18 protein-coding genes are annotated in these 19,846 nt (G+C 50.2%); 1 reads left to right on the forward strand and 17 read right to left on the reverse strand.

The genetic code is table 11. The features are described from left to right. Positions 1 to 35 precede the first annotated feature (35 nt). The 17 genes from ACU70B_RS12890 to ACU70B_RS12970 all read right to left on the reverse strand — a co-directional run bounded on the left by ACU70B_RS12890 (position 36) and on the right by ACU70B_RS12970 (position 19,075). Entirely contained in the window at positions 36 to 1,169 is a 1,134-nt protein-coding gene (locus ACU70B_RS12890) for a Ger(x)C family spore germination protein (protein WP_447183924.1), read from the reverse strand. Continuing rightward, positions 1,162 to 2,256, reverse strand: coding sequence for a GerAB/ArcD/ProY family transporter (locus tag ACU70B_RS12895; RefSeq protein ID WP_447183925.1), 1,095 nt, complete (start codon positions 2,254 to 2,256; stop codon positions 1,162 to 1,164). Before ACU70B_RS12895 ends, ACU70B_RS12890 begins: the two co-directional genes overlap by 8 nt. Continuing rightward, positions 2,246 to 3,823, reverse strand: coding sequence for a spore germination protein (locus ACU70B_RS12900; protein WP_447183926.1), 1,578 nt, complete (start codon positions 3,821 to 3,823; stop codon positions 2,246 to 2,248). The genes ACU70B_RS12895 and ACU70B_RS12900 overlap by 11 nt, the downstream gene beginning before the upstream one ends. Before the next feature lie 104 nt (positions 3,824 to 3,927). Beyond that, a complete protein-coding gene (locus tag ACU70B_RS12905) occupies positions 3,928 to 4,368 on the reverse strand; it encodes a hypothetical protein (protein WP_447183927.1) in 441 nt (146 codons plus the stop codon). 127 nt (positions 4,369 to 4,495) lie between these two features. Then, positions 4,496 to 5,146 (reverse strand): deoxynucleoside kinase, encoded by a 651-nt coding sequence (locus ACU70B_RS12910; protein WP_447183928.1) that lies wholly within the window; start codon positions 5,144 to 5,146, stop codon positions 4,496 to 4,498. Between the two features lie 96 nt (positions 5,147 to 5,242). Then, positions 5,243 to 6,595 carry a SpoVR family protein gene (locus ACU70B_RS12915; RefSeq protein ID WP_447183929.1) on the reverse strand — a complete coding sequence of 451 codons (1,353 nt, stop codon included), beginning with the start codon at positions 6,593 to 6,595 and terminating at the stop codon, positions 5,243 to 5,245. A 1-nt stretch (position 6,596) separates the two neighbouring features. Next, a complete protein-coding gene (gene yhbH / locus ACU70B_RS12920) occupies positions 6,597 to 7,769 on the reverse strand; it encodes a sporulation protein YhbH (RefSeq protein ID WP_447183930.1) in 1,173 nt (390 codons plus the stop codon). A gap of 93 nt (positions 7,770 to 7,862) precedes the next feature. Next, positions 7,863 to 9,788, reverse strand: a complete 1,926-nt coding sequence (locus tag ACU70B_RS12925) for a serine protein kinase (RefSeq protein ID WP_447183931.1) — start codon at positions 9,786 to 9,788, stop codon at positions 7,863 to 7,865. 193 nt (positions 9,789 to 9,981) lie between these two features. Further along, entirely contained in the window at positions 9,982 to 10,908 is a 927-nt protein-coding gene (locus ACU70B_RS12930) for an electron transfer flavoprotein subunit alpha/FixB family protein (RefSeq protein WP_447183932.1), read from the reverse strand. A 5-nt stretch (positions 10,909 to 10,913) separates the two neighbouring features. After that, positions 10,914 to 11,672: an electron transfer flavoprotein subunit beta/FixA family protein gene (locus ACU70B_RS12935; RefSeq protein ID WP_447183933.1), complete on the reverse strand. Its 759-nt coding sequence runs from the start codon at positions 11,670 to 11,672 to the stop codon at positions 10,914 to 10,916. A gap of 182 nt (positions 11,673 to 11,854) precedes the next feature. Continuing rightward, positions 11,855 to 12,139: a ferredoxin family protein gene (locus ACU70B_RS12940; protein WP_447183934.1), complete on the reverse strand. Its 285-nt coding sequence runs from the start codon at positions 12,137 to 12,139 to the stop codon at positions 11,855 to 11,857. Then, a complete protein-coding gene (locus ACU70B_RS12945; protein ID WP_447183935.1) occupies positions 12,136 to 13,422 on the reverse strand; it encodes an FAD-dependent oxidoreductase in 1,287 nt (428 codons plus the stop codon). The genes ACU70B_RS12940 and ACU70B_RS12945 overlap by 4 nt, the downstream gene beginning before the upstream one ends. Positions 13,423 to 13,484: 62 nt before the next feature. Beyond that, positions 13,485 to 14,627: an acyl-CoA dehydrogenase family protein gene (locus ACU70B_RS12950; protein WP_447183936.1), complete on the reverse strand. Its 1,143-nt coding sequence runs from the start codon at positions 14,625 to 14,627 to the stop codon at positions 13,485 to 13,487. Positions 14,628 to 14,822: 195 nt separating this feature from the next. Further along, a complete protein-coding gene (locus tag ACU70B_RS12955; protein WP_447183937.1) occupies positions 14,823 to 15,503 on the reverse strand; it encodes a phosphoribosylaminoimidazolesuccinocarboxamide synthase in 681 nt (226 codons plus the stop codon). A gap of 37 nt (positions 15,504 to 15,540) precedes the next feature. Then, complete coding sequence (locus tag ACU70B_RS12960) at positions 15,541 to 16,752, reverse strand: vWA domain-containing protein (RefSeq protein WP_447183938.1); 1,212 nt, start codon at positions 16,750 to 16,752, stop codon at positions 15,541 to 15,543. A 65-nt stretch (positions 16,753 to 16,817) separates the two neighbouring features. Continuing rightward, positions 16,818 to 17,720 (reverse strand): AAA family ATPase, encoded by a 903-nt coding sequence (locus tag ACU70B_RS12965; protein ID WP_447183939.1) that lies wholly within the window; start codon positions 17,718 to 17,720, stop codon positions 16,818 to 16,820. A 113-nt stretch (positions 17,721 to 17,833) separates the two neighbouring features. Beyond that, positions 17,834 to 19,075, reverse strand: a complete 1,242-nt coding sequence (locus ACU70B_RS12970) for a BaiN/RdsA family NAD(P)/FAD-dependent oxidoreductase (protein WP_447183940.1) — start codon at positions 19,073 to 19,075, stop codon at positions 17,834 to 17,836. A 190-nt stretch (positions 19,076 to 19,265) separates the two neighbouring features. Between ACU70B_RS12970 and ACU70B_RS12975 the strand changes: the two genes are divergently transcribed. Then, positions 19,266 to 19,820 (forward strand): hypothetical protein, encoded by a 555-nt coding sequence (locus tag ACU70B_RS12975; RefSeq protein ID WP_447183941.1) that lies wholly within the window; start codon positions 19,266 to 19,268, stop codon positions 19,818 to 19,820. Positions 19,821 to 19,846: the final 26 nt, after the last annotated feature.

Raw genomic sequence — 19,846 nt, forward strand, 5'->3', positions numbered from 1 at the left:
GACAGGGACCAGGGATTTTTATCGGGTTACTCTGTTTAGCGCATTTCTCCCGTATTTTTCAGATGAACTTTAACCTTTACCCTGATATCTGCATTTTTGATAAAATCGGGGTTATCGATCTGTCGGGACAGGGTTTTGCGTTCTTTGGCCAGGGCATATTTGCTTATATCGATGCAGTCCAGCTTCAGCTCGTTTTGCATCATGTCAATAAACCTTTCACACTGAGCCGCAACCTGTTTTTCTATCGTCCTTTCGATTTCCTGCAGGTGGGTTTCATCTACGGGGATCTGGTGGCTGTGTTCCTCTAATGTGCCCTGCAGTTTTATAGTAATAACAAAACGGTGCCCTTGATTACTCCTGCTGTATTGTACTTTCCTGCTGTTATCCACCAGCACCGTCCCCCGGTGAAGTATTCCATCCGTCTCTGCAAAAAAAGGGAGGTAGCTTCTCTCCTTTAAACCGCGCAGCAACACCAGGTCGTGGGCTTCTTCAATCCCCAACTTGCTTACCATCCGGTCTTTTTTGAACAAGGCTACCCCGGTTATCACCACCCGATCGTCTTTACGCTCCATTATAGGGAGCACCGGGTTCTTGCCTGCGGCCTGGTTGATATGGAACTGGTTTATATTAGTAACCGGTATAAAGGTCCTCTTATTCATACCATTGAAAAAAGCAATCAGATAGTTGCCTATGTTGTTGAAGGTCTTTATTGGAGTTTTAATGATATCCTCCCCTCGGCCGGCAGCCACCGCCATGTACATGGTGCCGGAAATAGTGGAACCCCGCCATAATACATCCATATAGGGATTTAACCCCTGCCGGGCCAGCTCTTCACCCAGCACTATCACTCGGTTCATGCCGGTTACATAGGTATCGGCATCTGTCAGCCCCCTCCTCTGGCGAACATCGCCTATGTTGACGCCTGACAGGGTTTCAACGTTTACCGGCGTCGGAGCTTTAGGAGTAAGGTTGGGGACAACAGTGGTCAAATCCAGCAGCTTTTTGCCTGCCGGTGCGGGCGGATCGGTAGGGTCGGCACTGCCAGGCCGGTGCAGGTCATAGGCCGCAGCCAGGGGAAAAGAAAGCTCTTCGAGATCGCGGGAATCCCAACATCCCGAAAGAAGGATAAGAAGCATACCGAGGATGGGCAGGCGCAGCTTCCTATTCATTTTGGGCCTTCTTCCCCCGAATAATTGCAGCCACCAGCATAATCAGAGGATAGAACAAGCCTGCCAGCCAGAAGCTATAACCGGCGTAGTCGGACCACTTGAAAGCCACAATTATGTCCGCAGGCAGCAAGGCTGTAATATAAATCAGCAGGGCAATAGACAACACAACCAAGTGAAAATACTTGCTCCGGTCTACGTGAAGGATTACACTCAGGGCATATGATACGGCAAATCCCATGTTCATGGTGGGACGCACACCCAGTCCCATCCACACTGCCAGCATGAAGAACTCAGGCCTCTCCAGCAAGGCAAATTTTATGGTTTTTAATACCCGGAGCACAGGCCAGTTGATTATCTGCAGGAGTTCTTGGCCCCAGACCAGTAAACAGACCAGAGTCACAACCAGATAAGCCGTCGCAGTAAAGCCCAAACCCAGTAACCCCGCCTTGATTATCTCCTCCTTGCGGCCTACCAGAAAATAAAATACCAGCAGGATTTCTATCCCGGCATAGGAATAGCTGCTGGTCAGGGCTCCCCGGGCTATACCGGCCAGCCCTGCTTCCCCTACCGGCAGCAGATTGGTGTAGTCGGCGTTTACCAGAGGGATCATCAGCAGAAAAAGCAAAGGCAAAACTACCCAGAAGAGAATTTCATTTACCCGGGCCACTACCCGGGCTCCTTTATTAATCACATAAACGGCTCCGATTAATACCAGCAGGACAATAACCGGCAGTGGAGTACGCGGCAGTAAGAAAATGTTGGTAATCTCTGCAAATATGCGTACCACCACCGCCTGAAAAAACACTGCATAGACCGTAAACAGAAAAACCATCACCGCCCCCAGCCACCGCCCGAACAGGAGATAGTTCATGCCCACGAACCCTGCCTCCGGCATACGGCGCCCCAAGCGTTCGATGACCAGCAATGCCAGCAAGGGAGTCATGGCTCCCAGGAGTACGGCCAGCCATGCATCCTGCCCCGCCTCGGTGCTGGCCAGGTGAGGCAGGCTAAAAACACCGGTGGCAACTTGGGCGCCGATAATGATAAATACCAGTTGTTTACTGGTAATAGTATCCCTATCGTTCATCCCGGTTTTCCTTCCGCCCACTGTCCCCCTGGCGCTGTTTCTGCTGGCTGGGTATGGACAGGGGCCTCTTATTCATCTTCCAGAGAAAGGTGCGAACGACGCTGTCTTTCAAGTCCGCGTAGCGCATGGGGGCAAAGGGGGCAAAATACGGTACCCCCAGGCTCTCCAGACTGCTCAGATGGGTGAGCATGATTAACCAGCCCAGGGAAAAACCAAAAAGCCCAAAACCGGCAGTCAGAAATATTAAAGGCAGGCGCAGGATGCGGGTAGCCTGTACCAAAGGACCTGAAGGCAGGACAAAGGTGCAAATAGTAGTAATGGAGATAATTATAATCACAGCCGGGCTGGCCAGCTTGGCGGAAATGGCGGCCTGTCCCAAAACAATGCCCGAAACCACTCCGGCCGTCTGCCCTACCGGACCGGGCAGGCGAAGCCCGGCCTCGATTACCATCTGGATTATGAATTCCTGCAGCAAAGTTTCTATCAAAACCGGAAAGGGAACCTCTTTACGGGCCTGGGCGATAGTTATCACCAGGTTTAACGGAACCAGTTCCGGTGTAAAACTCATAAGACCAATGTAGAGGGCAGGAAGGGACACGGCAATAAAAAAGGCTATGAAGCGTATAAACCTGAGATATGAACCCAGGAAGGCACGCTCCAGGTAATCCTCGGAGGCCTGAAAAAATTCCACAAAAAGAGCCGGAAGAAAAATGGCGGTAGGGGTTCCATCCACCATGACGGCTATCCTCCCCTCCAGGAGCTCGGCAACGGTTTTATCAGGACGCTCGCTGGTCCATATCTGGGGAAACAGCGAATAGGGCTTATCTTCGATGAACTGGATTAGGTTACCTGAGCCTAAAACCGCATCTATATCAATACGGGCCAACCTCTGGTTTACCTGCTCTACCAGCCCGGGATCAGCTATATCATCAATATAGACCACTGCCACCGGAGTCCGGGTTCGCCTCCCAACAACCGTCTTCTTTATCACCAGGCGGGGAGTACGCAGATGGCGCCTTATCATAGAAAGATTAAGGTCAAGATTCTCAATAAAGCCTTCCCGGGGGCCGGCTATAGCCTTTTCCGACGGAGGTTCCTCCACCGCCCGAAACACCCCTCCGTGGATGTCAATGACAACCGCTTCCGGTATGGTCTCAAAGATCAGCACCAGCATGCCGTCAAACAGGCTATGCACCATCACCGCGGAGCTGTCGCTCTTACGCAACTGTCCCACGCTGATGGAAGTACGTATAATCAAATCCACCCGGTCGTCAGCAGGATCACCTGACTCCCAGCCCCCGCTATGCATCATCAGGGGTTTGAGCACATGCTCATTCAGTTTCTTGTCATCCGCTATGCCGTTGAAATAAAATGCACAGGCCTGCAGCTTCATATCACTGTCCAGATAGAAAGGCCGGGCAATAAGGTCGTGATTTTTTTCAACGTAGGGCTGCAACAGGGCCAGTTTTTCCTCATAGCCCGGCGGTAATTTGCTATCCGGTATTTCTTTGCTATCATGACCGCCCTGATACCGGCTTGGGCCAGCCTGACGTGATATCTTGCGCATGGTATTGCTCCTGACAAAAAATACTAGGGTATATTTTTTACCATACCACGCTTTTTTATCCTCTGAATCAGGTCGGCTCAGAGATGATATGCGTAAGGCTTTGTTTAATAAACGATAATGTGGATCAGCACCAGCAGGGAATGAGTGAAGAAGAGAATAGCACTGAAGCGCTCCCAGCGCCAGTTAAACAGATGTTTAAGCTTGATATCCCCGCGGAAAAATCGTCCCAGGGAATACCCAAAGCTTATCAGGTGATACGATTCGACGGCGATGAAAAAACCGGTAAACATCAATAAAAACAGATTCTTGACTACCGAAAAAACCAGCAGGAAGTACAGCAGCTCCAGGAGAAAAGCAAGCAGCAGCATCAACCATAGCTGGCCGCGGCTGCTGGCACCCTTTTGTATCATCCAGTCGGCCAAGGCTTGCAACAGTTCCAGTTCAAAACCTTCCGGCTCCCCTTTGATTATCCTGATAAAATAAAATGAATAGAGGAATATTAAAGTTCCGGCAATTAAACCCAGGGCTGCGGTCAAGCCGTTCACAACCTTTCGACTGATTCTCTAACAATATATCACAATCGCAAAGTTGTGCAAACAAGTTGCGGGACTAGCTACCCCCAGCAATAAGCACATGAACATATGCTTATTGCTGACCAGCAAGCCCGGGGAGTTAGCTGCTGGCTTTTTTTATCTCCATTACCTGGCGGGCCTTTTTTATCTCATTTATCATAAATGCCTTATCCTCGGGGCGGTGCACATAATCCAGGTTGTCCACCCTGATTACGAGCAACTCCCCTCCCAGAGCGTAATCGCGATAGTTAGACTCATAAAAGGTATTCAGATGATCCCAATACTCCCTCTCCACTTCTACTTCGTCCGGTCGTCCCCGTTTACGGATACGGCGGATGGCTTCATCGGTATCAACCTTCAAATAGACTAAAAGCCTGGGCGGTATTACATGTTCCAGCATAGTCTCCAGAAGATTGTTGTAGACTGCATATTCCTCCGGCTTAAGGTAGCCATATTCCAGATACATGCGGGCGAAAATGCGGTCGGAATATATGGAACGGTCCATTACTGCTTTGCCCACTTTCATGGCCTGGCGGTATTGTTTGAAGCGATTGGTCAGAAAATTAGTTTGCATGGGAAAAGCCCATTTGGCACGATCATGGAAAAACTTATTCAACAAGCGGTTCTCGTCCTCAAACATTTCGCTGAATGGTTTCAGGTTAAATTCGTCGCAGACGATCTTAACCAAGCTTGACTTGCCGACTCCAGTAACTCCGTCTACGACTACTTCCACCCCTTTGGCCTCATCCACTTCTCTTTCTCCTTTCTGAAAAAAGCATCCTTATACTTATATTCACTACTTCTAGTTTTATACAAAAATTCCTACCGGTAAATTTTATTTATTCAGCTACTCTCCGTCCGTCTCCAGGATTTGATATGATGACCGGACTACGGTGCGCAGACGAACCTTTGCTCCCCAGAGCTGGGCCAGGTGTTTCAGGGTCTGATGCGCGTATTCCAGTTGCAGTTCCCGCCCATCCCACTCATGATCCAGCATAAGCAGGCTGTTCTTCCCTCCTACCTCCACTGCCTTAATGACCGGCAGCGCCTGCATGCCCACATTAAGGGCCAAGGCATTACGGACTTCCTTCCATCCTTCTTCATCCGCGATCTCTTTTACATAATAGTCCCGTCCTTTTTTCATAAAGGAGAACAGGTTAAACTCACGGCAGACGTCCTCATCCAAATAGCGCCGCAAAAAGGAAGCGTCCCTTTCCTGCTCCCGTATGGCAAAGATGTCTTGATCGCCCTGCTCCAGTTTCTCAAATAGCTTGAATCCCAGATGATAAGGGTTTAGCGAGCCCTCAAAGGGGCAAACCACTTGATTATGGCGCTTCAGGAACTCCAGATGCAGTTCCTGGGGCAGTTGCAGACTATTCAATATTTTATAGTGCCAGTAGCTGGCCCAGCCTTCGTTCATAATCTTGGTTTCAATCTGGGGTAAAAAATACTGGCTCTCCTCCCGGACAATAGTGACAATGTCTTTTTCCCATTCGCTTAAAGACCCGTAACGGGTGATAAAAAGGAGCAAATCCTCTTCCGCTTCCAAGGGTATACGGCTGAGATCCGGCAGCGGCTTCTCTGTTTTTTCATCCAGCAGGGGATGTGCGCCGGAAGCTCGAAGGCTGCAGCGGTCTATGATTCTGTCTTTAACTTCTTCCGGGGTCAGATGTTTCTCGCCTACGGTTCGATGTATCTGAAAGCGCAGGGCATGAGCAGCATTCAGCACCCGCTCCACCCTGGCATATCCTATGCTGGGGTCTTTTATGTAATCACTTATACGCCGGGCATGGGATTTAAACATTTCCAGGGTATATTCGGCCCTGGTACCGGTTTTAAACAGGCGGTTGTTCTTGAAAAAATCATTGTGTCCGCAGACATGAGCCATAGTCAGTATCTGCAGCAGCAGGGTATTATCCTTCATCAGATAAGCCAGGCAGGGATTGGAGTTTATAACCATCTCATAGGGCAAACCGCTGAGATTGTAGCGGTAAAAGGTTTTTTTACGCTCATAGGCCTTGCCAAAGCTCCAGTGGGGGTAGCGAACCGGCATCCCGGCATAGGCCTCATATCCCAGCATGTCCTCATAGCTGCAGATTTCATACTCCTGGGGATAGGTGTCCAGGCCCGCCTCGGCGGCTAAAGCTTCAATGCGGGCATTGTAGTGCAAGAGGTCTTTCAGGCTATAGTCGCTTCCCACGCTACACCTCCTTCTCGGCTACTTTCAACAGCCTTCTGAACGCAGGCCAAACGTCTTCCTTGCTGTCGATGGTAACGGATACGAAATTTTCCGCCTTAATCGCTTCAAATTCATCCGCCATGGTGCTGTCCGCTTTCCAGGAGGATTTTATCTCTCCGTAGCCAAACAGGTTGCAAACTTCGCACAGCTCCCGGGCCTTTCCTACGGCTTTCTCAATATCTTCCGGCCAATTGTCGCCGTCACTGCAGTGGAAGGCATAGATATTCCATACCTCGGGATTATAACGCTCCGCAATGATCTCCAGGGCCTTGTCGTAGCCGCTGCTGATCATAGTCCCGCCTGATTCCCCCCGGTGAAAGAAATCATCCTCATTTACCTCCAGGGCGGTAGTGGTATGATTGATGAACACCAGATCAACGTTAATGTAGCGGTAGTTGACAAACTGGTAGAGCAGGAAAAAAAAACTGCGGGCCAGATACTTCTTATTGAGGTACATGGAACCCGAATTATCCATAATACAGATCACTACCGCATTGGACTCGGGACGCATTTCCTCCCGGACACGCTGATAACGCAGATCCTCCTCCCGGAAAGGGAATCTTTCTATTTCACTATCCTGTTCCAAGTCTTTCAAGGTTTTTTCCATTGATCTCCTGCGCTTTATCCTTTCCACCATGGAACGCTTTTTGGCCAGCCGGGGAGGTATGCCCTTCCTCTGTATCCCCCGGCGCCTGTGACTTTCCTCGCTCATAATATAAGAAAATTTCTTTCTTTCCATAAAGGGCAGATCCAGGTCTTCAAACAGGTACTGCACCAGTTCTTCCAGAGTAACATCAGTTTCATAGTAGTCTTCGCCTTCGGCATTGCCTGCCCCTTCACCGCTGCCAGGAGCGTTTTGTTCGCCTTTGCCGGGGGATATCTTGTCGCCTCGCTTTTCCTGGCCGCTGCCCGATGCCGCCTGTTCATGGTTATCACCATAAATAAATTGATATTCCTTGATTCCCCGTACCGGTATCTTTACGGTCTTATCCTTGCTCTTGCCGATTATGCTCTCCTCGGCAATTATACTGCCCAGGTTCTTCTTGATGGACTCTTCCAACAGCTGGCGGTGCCGCCGCCGGTCCTCGGCGCTGCGATCCCGCCCCCCACTGTCATATTCACGAAAAATTGCCAAAGCCATTCCTCCTCCGGATCGCCGGTTCATTAATCTTTCCCATCCGCATGCGAACAAGGCGAGCCCGTGTAAAATTGTAATTTATAATCATCATCAGTCTTTCCATAAATTATTGGCGGCGTAGCGCAGGATAACATTGCAGCAGTGGTTGCAGTAGCCGTTGCGTTTCATTTCTTCCACCATGGTGTTATATTTCTGGGTCTGTTCGTCATCGCGCACCCGGGCCTGGGTAACTACCCGGGACAGCTCTTTGACCGAAGCAATCAACTTTTTCTCAATCGCTTCCCGCAAAGGCTCATAGCTGTCGTATTCAATCTTGCGGTTATTGCGCAGCAGGGAGAACATGTAGGCGGTAACATCGTGGCGGAATCCTTTGGCGGCGCTTCCGTTCAGGCCGATACCGGCTTCAATCGATTCCATGAAAGCCTCATCAGGCTCCAGTTCTTCCCCGGTATTGGAGTCTTTCAATTTCACTTTGTTCACATAAGCCTCGGCATGGTCGATGTAATTATTGAACAAGGTTTCCGCCTGTTCCCGGTAACCATGAATAAAGGCTCTGGTGACCTCTTTCTCCAAAATACGGTGGTATTCTTTCTTAATGGTGTCCTGCAGATAGGCGAGCAACTGCTTTTTCTCATCATCGCTGCTGTCTGTGGATTTTACCGCTTTTATCAGCGACTCCAGCACAGTAATGGGATTGATGCAGTTGTGTTCTGATTCCGACAGGGTGTTATCGACGGCTTTCATTATGAAGCGGGTGGATATACCGCTGAAGCCCTCTCTTGCCGCTTCATCCCTGAGTTCCAGGATATCAACCTTTTTGGTGGTATCCTTCTGTACGATTTCTTCTCCATTATAGATACGCATCTTGGTAATCATATCTACCTTGGATGATGGGGTGAGGCGGCTGATGATGGCAAACATGGAGGCAATCTCCAGAGTATGGGGAGCTATATGAGCCTTGAAATTGCTTTTCTTAAGTATCTTCCGGTAAATCTTAACCTCCTGGTCCAGTTCCAGACAGTACGGTACTTCTATTTTAACGATACGATCCAGAATGGCCTCGTTGGTATGATCGGACTTGAATTTATTCCATTCCGCTTCGTTGGAATGAGCCAGAATTATACCGTCAAAGTAAATCATCGACCCCTTGCCCGGCGACGGGATCGACTTCTCCTGGGTGGCAGTGAGAATGGTGTGCAGGTATTCAACGTCATTTTTAAAAATTTCTATAAATTCTACGATCCCACGGTTGCCGGCATTAAAAGCACCATTTAACGACAGTACCCGGGGATCATCCTCAGGATAAAGGTCCATCTTGGATATGTCCACCGATCCCACCAGAACTGAAGCATCCTGATTATTGGGGTCGACCGGAGGCACCACGGCAATACCTTTTCGTGAGCGGATGGAAAAATCAGTACTGACCACCCCAAACTCTTCATACCTGCCCTGGTAATCATTAGCCAGACGGTAGCGGCAAATCGGGCACAGGTCACCTTCGATTTTCACCTTCAGCAGCTCTTCAAAACGAGACCTAAGGTGCTTGGGTATAAGATGCAGGGGTTCCTCCCGCATGGGACACCCCTGCAGTGCATATATGGAAGGACTGCTTTCAAGTGCTTTTTTCAGGCTTTCCATTAAAGATGACTTACCCGACCCCACCGGTCCCACCAGATAAAGAACCTGCCTGGATTCTTCACCCCGCATGGCGGCGGAATGAAGATACCTCACAATTTCCATAATGGTTTTATCTATGCCGTAAAACTCATCCTCGAAAAATTTATATTTACGTATGGTATCATTTCCGTAAATCCTTCTAAGGCGTGGATAGTCCTCGGTTTTAATCAGTTCCGCACCTGGCTCCATGATAATCTGGTGCATCCGTTCATGGGCCAGAATCGCAATCGCAGGATTCTCCCGGACTATTTCCAGGTATTCCAGGAAGTTAGTAGCGAACGCTTTCTCCCTCCTGCTCTCTCTGTCATTTCGGATTAGTGCATCAAAATCATAGGTCATGGAAAACCTCCTTCCAGAAACCGCAAAAGAGCAAACCGTTTATATCTATATATATGCGAGGGGGTGAATATCTTGATGCCGAGACAGTTAACAATAATTGGTTATAATGAAGGAGGTTAAAGAAAAAAGGGAGCTCCCGCTCCCCTGTAAAAATCTTGGACACTTAAAACACTGCCGTTGCGGCGCTCTATTGTTATTCCAGTTTTTTATTCATCTCTGCCACTACCCCATGTAAATCAGCCGTTATTATATAATCGGCCATCTGGTTAATGCTGGCGTTTTCATCGCTGTTTACGGCCACAATGGTTTTTGCGTCGCGAATGCCAACGGTAAACTGCACCTGCCCGGATATGCCCAGCAATACCGCCAGTCGGGGCTTGCATTTCTTGCCCGACAGGCCAATGATTCTTTCCTCCGACAGCCATTTTTTATCGGTAGCCACCGGCTTGGAGCAGGCTACTTCGCCCCCCAGTTTCTGAGCCAGCGCTTCCACCGCCGGCAAATCATCCCGGCTGTTGAGTCCCTGACCAACCGCTACCAGCACTTCCGCCGCTTCGATATCGACACTGTCACCGGCCCGGGATTTGAATTCCAGTACTTTAATCCCGGATTTTTTAATCTCCACCGTTAACTCTTCCATCTTCCCTGTTCCTTCCCGGCCTGCGGCTTCAAAGGTGCGGGGGCGGATAGCGATAACCTTTTTAACAGCATCTATATACTGGGTAGCCACCGTGGCCCCGCCCAGAGCATTACGCTGGCACTCGATCTTATCGCCCTCCAGTTTGATAACCGAAACATCCGTGATACATCCCGCCCCCATAGCCTGGGCCAGCCTTCCGGCCAGTTCCTTGCCTCTTCGGTTGGAGGCCAGCAATACTGTATCTGCCCCGGCTTTCTCAGCGGCCTGGGTTACCGCTGCAGCCACAGCACCAACATCAGCCGGTACAATATCGTCATTCTTCACCATGTAGACCTGAGCCCCGGCCTCGGCCAGCATCCGGGCCTGATCATCATTATTAATCGCAACTGCGGCCAGCAAAGAAGCAGACAGGCTCCTGGCAGCGGTTACCAGTTCCAGGGCCAGCCCATTATTTTCACTAAAGATGAGTATTCCCGCCACTCTCACTACCTCCCTACATAGCCTTCGGCCGTCAAGGCCTGGATCAGTTCATCCGCACTCTTCACTACCATTCGCTTGCGTTCAGTCTCCGGAGCCAGGTTATTCAGCGTAACTACCCGGGCCTTATCTGCAGCTACTACCTCCAGTTCACCCAATTCCAGAACTGCTCTGGGCTTTTTGCCCGCCTTAAGTATCTGGGTCACTGAGGGGATGCGGGGCTCGTTGATGTCAGCCAATACCGCGATTACGGCTGGCAATGCGGTTTCTACTACCTCCTCGCCCTCCTCCAGGGAACGGGTTACGATAGCCTTGCCTCCCTTGACTGCAATGCTGCCGGCAAATGATACCTGGGGCAGATCTAGAATCTGGGCTACCCTTGAACCCACCTGGCCGGAATAATTGTCTCCACTGCCTTCACCAAATAAAATCAGCTCCGGTTGTTCTTCCATCTGTTTAATTGAGGCAGCCAGAACATTTGCTATTATGCTGCTTTCCGCCCTATCCAAGCTGTCGTCTATTACCAGCAAGGCTTCGTCAGCACCTGCCGCCAAGGCTTCTTTAATAGTGTCTTCTACGTTTTCATTGCCGGCCGAAAGAATAGTGATTTTGCCCCCCAGTTCGTCCCGGAGGACCACCCCGGCTTCCAGGGCGTTTTTTTCTATGCTTCCCAGGGTCAGGGGTACATCGTCAAACACCGGCTGCCGGTTCCTGATCCTGATTTGCTGCAGATCGGGTATCTGTTTCATAGCTACCACGATATTCATTTGCCCAACCTCCCTTGACGATTAAAAATTAAGGACACGGACTCCCGCGGATATTCATAATGGATTTAAAGATTAATAAACCTGATTCCGCCGCCTCATCCCTTGGAATGCAGGCGGCCAATAGTAAAGGCGGCATTTCCGAGCAATTATTCAAAGCCTGTAAATTCTGCGGCTATTGGTATTTACCCGAAGCGGAATTGAACACCGGCTCCGCCGGAGGGGCAGTTCCATTCCAGAACCTCGGTACCGCAGGCTATGCGGCAGGTGCCGCACTCGAGGCAGCCGTCTATGGTCAGTTCCACTTCACCGCTGGCATTTTCCCCATACAAACCGGCCGGGCAAACCAGCACCGCTCTTTTGAGGCGGGGATCTCTTTCCATACCTGGTTTGATCCTGATGTGAGGTTCGCCGTCGGGTTTGAATACATCCAGTCCCAGTTTGGCCTTCAATCCGCTCAGAGCGCTCATATCTTCATCACCTTCCTCATATCACCGGCCATCGCCCACATTTCTTTAAACGTCAGGTATTTTCTTATAGTGGGGTAGAGCCGGTCTTTCGGGCCTGCCGGCACCCCATAGACGTCTCTCATCATGTTCCCTACCAGTTCGGGATAATGCTTGAAGAACCTGGGGCTGTCCAGTACTGCAGGAGCCTCCTTGAAAGCCGCGAAATCCTTCATGACAAAGCTGTCGTTGAGCAGTTTTTCATATACGGAAAGGCTGCTGGCGGTGTAATCCTCCTTTTCCCGGGCTTGCAGTACGGCCTGGGCCGCATAATAACCGGAAGCCAGGGCATATTCCATGCCTCTGACCGTGACGCCGATATTCATAGCCAGCCCGGCGGCATCACCGGCTACCAGAATGCCGTTGCCATATAATTTGCCCAAGGCTTTTAAGCCTCCTTCGGGAATAACATGAGCGGAATATTCAACGCTTTCCCCGCCTTTTATCAGCCTGGCAATTTCCGGGCGCCGTTTAAACTCATCCAGCAGTACCGGAGCCTGCACCGCCGGGGAACCATCCATAAGATCCTGAATGCCCACCACTATACCCAGGCTCAGACTGTCCTTATTGGTATAGAGAAAGCCGCCGCCAAATTTTCCCCGGGTAACCTCGCCCATAAACAGGCGGGCAGCGCCTTCATTGCCCTCCAGCCCAAACCGTTCTTCTATCAGGGCGGATTCCAGTTCGATCACTTCCTTCAAACCTACGGCATAATCCCGGGGATTGCACGGTTTACGCAAACCGGCCTTTTCCGCCAGCAAAGACATGGCCCCGTCGCAGGCCATGACCACATCGGCCCTGAGCTCATCCCCCCCGGCCCAAACGCCGACCACCTTGTCATTTTCGATAATCACGCCATCAACCCGGCTTTTGCTTACCAGCATAGCCCCCTTGCGCTCGGCCTGCTTGGCCAGCCAGCGGTCGAATTTGGCCCGCAGTATGCTGTAACTCTGATGAGGCTCCCGGTTGAGCTCGCTGCCGCAATACTCAACACTCAGTGAACGTTCGCCCGCCATAATGCTTACGCCTTCCCGGGCAATAAACCTTTCCCAAGGTGCTTTTTTCCACAGTTCGGGGAAAAGTTCGCGTACCGGATTGATATAGAGGCGGCCTCCGCTAACATTTTTGGCTCCGGGATAATCGCCTTTCTCAATCAGCAGCACCTCCACCCCTTCCTGGGCCAGGGTGTAGGCTGCCGCCAGACCTGCCAGACCTGCTCCCGCAACAATTACATCAAACTTCTCCATCCCTTTTTGCACCTCTTTCATCTAGCGTAAAAGGAGGAAACCACCCGGTTTCCGGTATGGGCCTATCTGTCAGCCAGGGTTATCCCGGCCACTATCATTTTCTGCATATCGGCCACCCCCTCAATCTGAGGCCCGATAATGGTGTCTTTGTAGAGGCGGGCTATTTTGTAATCGTTCATCAGGCCATAAGAGCCGTGAATATCCATGGCCAGCCGTATTACCTCGGTTGCGGTTTCACAGACAAAAGTCTTGGTTAAAGCCGCCTCTTTGGCAAACTGCCTCGGGTCTTTGACCTTATTGGCCAGACAGCCCAGACGATAGGTCAACCAGCGGGCAGCTTCATACTTGATGGCCATATCGGCTATCTTCAGCTGAACTGCCTGGAATTTGGCAATAGGTGCATCACGGTGAGTTTTTTCTTTTGCATATTTAAGACCTTCTTCATAGGCCGCCAGCATTCCACCCAGGGCAGTGGAACTTACCCCCACCTTACCGAAGGATATGCCCAGCTGCAAAATGGGATAACCCATACCCGGCCCGGCCAGAATATTTTCCGCCGGAACCTTTACATCTTTGAGATAGACATCCAGCAGCATGCCGCCATGCATGCCGATTTTATCCCAGGGCTCGGATATGGAGTAGCCTTCACATAATTTGTCCACAATAAAACCTGTTGGTTTGCCGCTCTCACTGTCACGGGCAAAAAGAATTATGGCACCCGGCCAGTTGGCGTTGGAGATAAAGCGCTTGGTGCCATTAATGATATAATGCTCACCGTCTTTTACCGCTGTGGTCGTTATCTGTTTGGGATCGGACCCGGTTGCCGGCTCCGTGAAGGCAAAAGAAACGATATGTTTGCCCTTGCATCCCGGCACCATGTATTTCTGCTTTTGCTCCTCGGTTCCGAATACGGAAATAGCACTCAATCCCAGGGAATGAGCTGATATGGTCATGGCTATTCCCCCTGAAGCCTTACCGATCTGTTCCATGGCCAGGACGTAACCGTCATAACCACCACCGGCTCCGCCATATTCCTCCGGGAAAGGAATACCGAAAAGATCCAGTTCAGCCAACCCCTCGAGAATTGCCTCGGGAATTTTGTTCTCCCGGTCAATCTGTTCTGCAACTGGCTCAATGTATTTCTCAGCAAAGTCTCGAGCCATTTTCTGAATTAAAAGCTGCTCTTTACTTAAGTTAAAATCCATTAAAATGCCCCCCATGCTTTTTATGAAATTACTTCAACAATAAATTTTAAGTTAAAGTAATAATTCTTATTAATATTATATTTTTACTGCAGACTTTTAGCAACGGAATTATTTCAACAACAAGTATTTTGCTTTGAAGTAATTCCCCTCTATTTAAATAAAAAAGAGGGCCTCAGCCCTCTCTCCTGATTCACTTTATTGACCGACAATCATGCGGGAAAGATCCAGGGGGTCAATCTGCCGGCCATCTTTAAACACCCTCATATTGCCTCCCGAGATATCATCTATCAGGATGATTTGTCCATTTACCCGGCCAAATTCAAATTTTATATCATACAGTTCCAGCCCGCGGGCAGCCAAATCATCCTTGATTATGCCGGCAATTTTTCTGGTCATTTCTTTTAGCACCGCGCATTCCTGCAAGGACAACAATCCCAGTTGCTCCAGAGCCTCGTCCCCAATCAGCGGGTCCCCCCGGTCATCGTCCTTCAAAGTGATTTCCACCAAACTATTAAGAGGCTGCTCCTTCTGGGCATATTTACCATAGCGGCGCAGGAAGCTGCCATACACCTTAAAACGGCAGATGATTTCCAAACCTTCGCCAAAGGTCTGGGCGGGCAGTACCGTCATGGTATTCTCTTCCACATCGGAGTCTATATAATGAGTTGGGATACCTGCTTTTTTGAGCAGTTCGAAATAATAGCGGGACATTAAAAGCGAGGCTTTGCCCATTCCCTCCAGCTCACCCATTATAGAATTGGCGCCCGGGTCTATCTGCCCGTTCTCTCCGGTAACATCGTCCTTTAATTTCAGTAAATAATTGCCATCCTCGAGCTCATAAACACTTTTAGTCTTGCCTTCATATACGTGTCTCATATACCAATCCTCCATAGCAAATATGAAATTATTAAGTTTATTTACCAGCTGCGGCCTGCTTGCTCCGAAGAGCGGTGATGGCTTTTTCCAGACCGTCAACCGTGAGCGGTTCCATGGGGAAAATTTCGGCTATCTTTCTTATGGTAAAAGCTCCGTCCATCCAATCCCAGTAATTCCGAGGGATAGGATTTAACCACACCGAGTACTCAAAGTGCTGGCGCACGCGCCTGAGCCACTCTATTCCCGGCCTGTCATTATGCAGATCCCAGTCTATTATGCCTCCGGTCCGCATCAGCTCATAAGGAGCCATACTGGCATCTCCCACTATTATTACCCGATAATCGGAGCTATATGTTCGCAGAATATATTCAGTGTCGGTATACTCGCTCTGCATGCAGGCAGAACTATGGTAAAGCCAGTCATAAACGCAATTGTGGAAATAGAAAACCTGCAAATCCTTAAAATGATTGGAACGGTTAACCGCAGTGAAAAGCTGATTGCACAATCGGCTGTAGGTTAACATGGAGCCACCCGCATCCATTAGCAGCAGTACCTTTATCGCATTATCCCGGGGCCTTTCCCAGACCAACTCGAGGCGGCCGGCGTTATCACAGGTTTTATCAACGGTCGCATCCAGATCCAGCTCGGTTCGGGCTCCTTCCAGACGGCTGGTAAACTGACGCAGTTTACGCAATGCCACCTGAAACTGTCTTATCCCCAGAGTTTCATCAGTGCGAAACTCCTGAAAACGGCGCAGGCCCGCCACCTTGACCGCAGACAGGTTGCGGGACTCTCCCCCGATCCGGATACCGCCCGGATGATAGCCGGAATGACCAAAAGGCGAAGTTCCGCCCGTACCGATCCAGCGGTTGCCCCCGTGATGTTCTTCGTTCTGCTCGGCCAGTCTTTCCTCCAGCATGCGCTTTAATTCATCCAAATCCAACTGGCGGTGGTTGCGCCTCATCTCGTCAGTTATCTCCAGTTCGGGCAGTTCCTTGTTCAACCATTCCCATATCTTGTCCGGCAGTCCTTCCGGGGTCTCAATGTCACCGAAAAAAGCGGCAAACGCCATGTCAAACCGGTCGTAATGAGCCTCCGTCTTAACCAGTACGGCCCGGCAAAGGTAATAGAAGCCGGTTAGGCTGGCTCCAGCCATTCCATCTTCCAGAGCCTCCAATAAGGCCTGCCATTCATTCATAGAAACGGGGATACCGAAGTTTTTAAGGGTGTAAAAGAATTTTGTAAACACGAACCTTCCTCCCGGTTATTTCACCAGAAATCAAAGAGGCGCCCTGAAAGCGCCTGCTGGGTTTATTAGTAGCGGTAACGGTTCAAAGACGAATTACCGACCACATTGGGATTGCGGCCCTGAGCCTTGCCGTGCAGCTGGGTAAGCAGGGTATCGAGATCCTCATTTTTCTTAAGCAATACGCCCAGAAAAGGAAGCTCTTGTTTAATGCGGTTGGGACTGATGCCCCCCACCACCAGTGCTTGCAGCCAGTCTATCAGCTCGCTGGTACTAGGCCTTTTTTGAACGTTGGGAACATTGCGCAACATATAGAAAGTTTCCATCGCCTGATCCAGCAGCTTTCTCTCCAGGTTGGGGTGATGCACTTTGATAATCCTCTCCATCCCCTCAGGGTCGGGAAATTCGATATAGTGAAATATGCAGCGGCGCAGGAAAGCGTCCGGCAATTCTTTCTCCGCATTGCTGGTTATGACTACGATGGGTCGATGTACGGCTCCAATGCTTTCCCGGGTTTCAGGTATATAGAAGCTCATCTGATCCAATTCCCAGAGCAGGTCGTTGGGAAATTCCAGGTCGGCCTTGTCTATCTCATCAATCAATAATACCACCGGTTCCGGGGATGTGAAGGCTTCCCCCAGTTTACCCAGTTTTATGTACTTTTTGATGTTGGCGACATCACCTTCGCCAAACTGGCTGTCATATAGCCGCTGTACCGTATCATAGACATAGAGGCCCTCCTGGGCTTTAGTAGTAGACTTGATATTCCAGATAATAAGCTCTTTCCCCAGCGAGTTGGCAATGCTTTGCGCCAGCATGGTCTTGCCGGTCCCGGGCTCCCCCTTTATAAGCAGCGGCTTTTGCAAAGCAATAGCAATATTAACGCAATTTCTCAAATCATCCGATACTATATAATCTGCTGATCCCTGGTAGCCGTCACCAGCATCGTAGCCTCCTGCTTTCTTAGCCATCTTACAATTCCCCCAATAATATGGTTATTTCATTATTATCTCGAATACTAGCAGAAATCCCCACCCTCGTCAATCGTACCCGCACCGCAGCGTCTGATCCCAGGGAACCGATTTTATCCGCCGGCTGCGGACTTTCCCGCCAGATAACCGGTGGAAAAAGCCGCCTGCAGATTAAAGCCTCCGGTATACCCGTCTACATCAATGATTTCCCCGGCAAAATGCAGGCCCTTTACCAGCCTTGACTCCATGGTTTTAGGGTTGATCTCCTTAACGTCTACCCCTCCGGCAGTAACTATGGCTTCGGCTATGGGCCGGGTACCGGTAACGGTCAGTTCAATTCCCTTCAGCAGCTTCAGCAGTTTTCTTCGTTCCGCCCGGTTTACCTGATTGCTTTCCTTGTCGCCGTCAATACCGCTCAGCTCTGTTATTACAGGGATAAGTTTCCGGGGCAGCAAATCATTAAGCGAGTTCTTAAACTGCCGCCGGGAATATTTATAAAGGTCCCGCTGCAGGCGTTCGTCAAGCTTTTCTTCGCTTAAGGCCGGTTTTAAATCGATTGATAAATGCACTGCTTCCTTTCGCTGGTACAGCACTTCACCGATATCCCGGCTCATGCTTAAAATAATAGGACCGGATACCCCGAAATGGGTAAACAGCATTTCCCCAAAATCTTCGTTAACCCTGCTGCCGTTTAACCGGCAGGCATGAACCCTGACATTCTTAAGGCTCAAGCCCTGGAGCCTCTTCACCCATTCCTCTTTAACCACCAGCGGCACCAATCCCGGGCGCGGCTCTACCAAATGATGCCCGGCCGCCCGGGCCCAGGCATATCCGTCTCCGGTCGAGCCGGTACCCGGGTAGGACATACCTCCGGTAGCAACGATCACTGCCTGGCAGGGCATCAGCTCCCCTTCCGCCTTTACTCCCACTACCCGGGAGTCCGCGACTTTTATGCCTTCAACCCGGCGAGAACAGATAACCTCCACACCATGGGCCAACATGTTTTCATAGAGCACGGCGACTACATCTTCGGCTCGATTGCTGGCGGGAAAGACCCTTTGGCCACGCTCCACCACCGTTGCCAGCCCATGCCGGTTTAAGAATGCGATCACATCCAGGTTGGAAAATTCATTGAGGGCACTGTAAAGAAAACGGCCGTTGCCGGCATAGCCGGCAAGGAAGTTTTCCCGCTCCCGGGCGGAAGTAATATTGCAGCGGCCCTTTCCGGTCAGTTTCAGTTTTTTGCCGGGTCTTTCTTTTTTTTCCAGCAGAGTAACCCGACCTCCATTCTCGGCTGCCGCCGCCGCCGCCATCATACCTGCCGGCCCGCCGCCAGCCACGATTATTCTTTGCATTTTTTGCCCTCCCATAGCAGGGCGGTTGAAAGGGAACGCTTCTTCGCCCCCCTCATGCGGATATCGGGAAACATTGCCTTGTCCTCCTTAATGCTGTCGAAGATGCAGTGCAGGTGTCAATTGTTAACACCGGATTCATCTGTTACAATCTTATTTATAACATAGTAAGAGAAAGAGAGGTAATTGTATATTGGATAAACCGGTCGAACGCGGTGTCCCCAAGGTTCTATTGGTACTTATAATCTTGATACTGGCCGCCATGTATTATTATGCCGCCTACAGAGATTATTCCAACCCCGAAGTAGCGGTCAGGAATTTTTATAATGCTTATTTTCAGAAGGACTATGAAACCGTAGCCCAAAACCTCAGTGTTTTCTGGGGGGTTCAGTTTATGCCCGAATATATGCTTATGAGTCCCCGGGAATTAATCGAGGATCGACCTGCCATCGAGAAGAAAATGGGCGATTTTATATCCCGGGTGGAGACCGGAACCAAGCTGCCCGCCGGTATGAGCATCAAGATCCTGCCCCAATATACCCAGCGCGCGGAAAACACTGCCCTGGTGGCCTATGAATTCAAGGAAAAGGACAAGTCGGCCGGTATGGAAATGGCTCTCTTATTAAAGGAAAAAAAACGCATGTATATTTTAAAAATGATGCCGGTAAACCAGGAACAATTACAGCAGTTGAACGGCCAGGATATTTCCGACCTGGAACAAAGCTTCAAAGCCATGCTGGGCCGATAAGGTAAAATTAATGCCCCGGCTCAGGC

It is taken from the genome of Syntrophomonas curvata (genome assembly GCF_052976825.1).

What these genes read in the sequence shown, in the direction of transcription:
- ACU70B_RS12965 (WP_447183939.1), bottom strand. Translation starts at nt 17,720, where the DNA reads ATGGCTAAGAAAGCAGGAGGCTACGATGCTGGTGACGGCTACCAGGGA.
- ACU70B_RS12950 (WP_447183936.1), bottom strand. Translation starts at nt 14,627, where the DNA reads ATGGATTTTAACTTAAGTAAAGAGCAGCTTTTAATTCAGAAAATGGCT.
- ACU70B_RS12895 (WP_447183925.1), bottom strand. Translation starts at nt 2,256, where the DNA reads ATGAACGATAGGGATACTATTACCAGTAAACAACTGGTATTTATCATT.
- ACU70B_RS12945 (WP_447183935.1), bottom strand. Translation starts at nt 13,422, where the DNA reads ATGGAGAAGTTTGATGTAATTGTTGCGGGAGCAGGTCTGGCAGGTCTG.
- ACU70B_RS12900 (WP_447183926.1), bottom strand. Translation starts at nt 3,823, where the DNA reads ATGCGCAAGATATCACGTCAGGCTGGCCCAAGCCGGTATCAGGGCGGT.
- ACU70B_RS12890 (WP_447183924.1), bottom strand. Translation starts at nt 1,169, where the DNA reads ATGAATAGGAAGCTGCGCCTGCCCATCCTCGGTATGCTTCTTATCCTT.
- ACU70B_RS12940 (WP_447183934.1), bottom strand. Translation starts at nt 12,139, where the DNA reads ATGAGCGCTCTGAGCGGATTGAAGGCCAAACTGGGACTGGATGTATTC.
- ACU70B_RS12955 (WP_447183937.1), bottom strand. Translation starts at nt 15,503, where the DNA reads ATGAGACACGTATATGAAGGCAAGACTAAAAGTGTTTATGAGCTCGAG.
- ACU70B_RS12970 (WP_447183940.1), bottom strand. Translation starts at nt 19,075, where the DNA reads ATGCAAAGAATAATCGTGGCTGGCGGCGGGCCGGCAGGTATGATGGCG.
- ACU70B_RS12925 (WP_447183931.1), bottom strand. Translation starts at nt 9,788, where the DNA reads ATGACCTATGATTTTGATGCACTAATCCGAAATGACAGAGAGAGCAGG.
- ACU70B_RS12935 (WP_447183933.1), bottom strand. Translation starts at nt 11,672, where the DNA reads ATGAATATCGTGGTAGCTATGAAACAGATACCCGATCTGCAGCAAATC.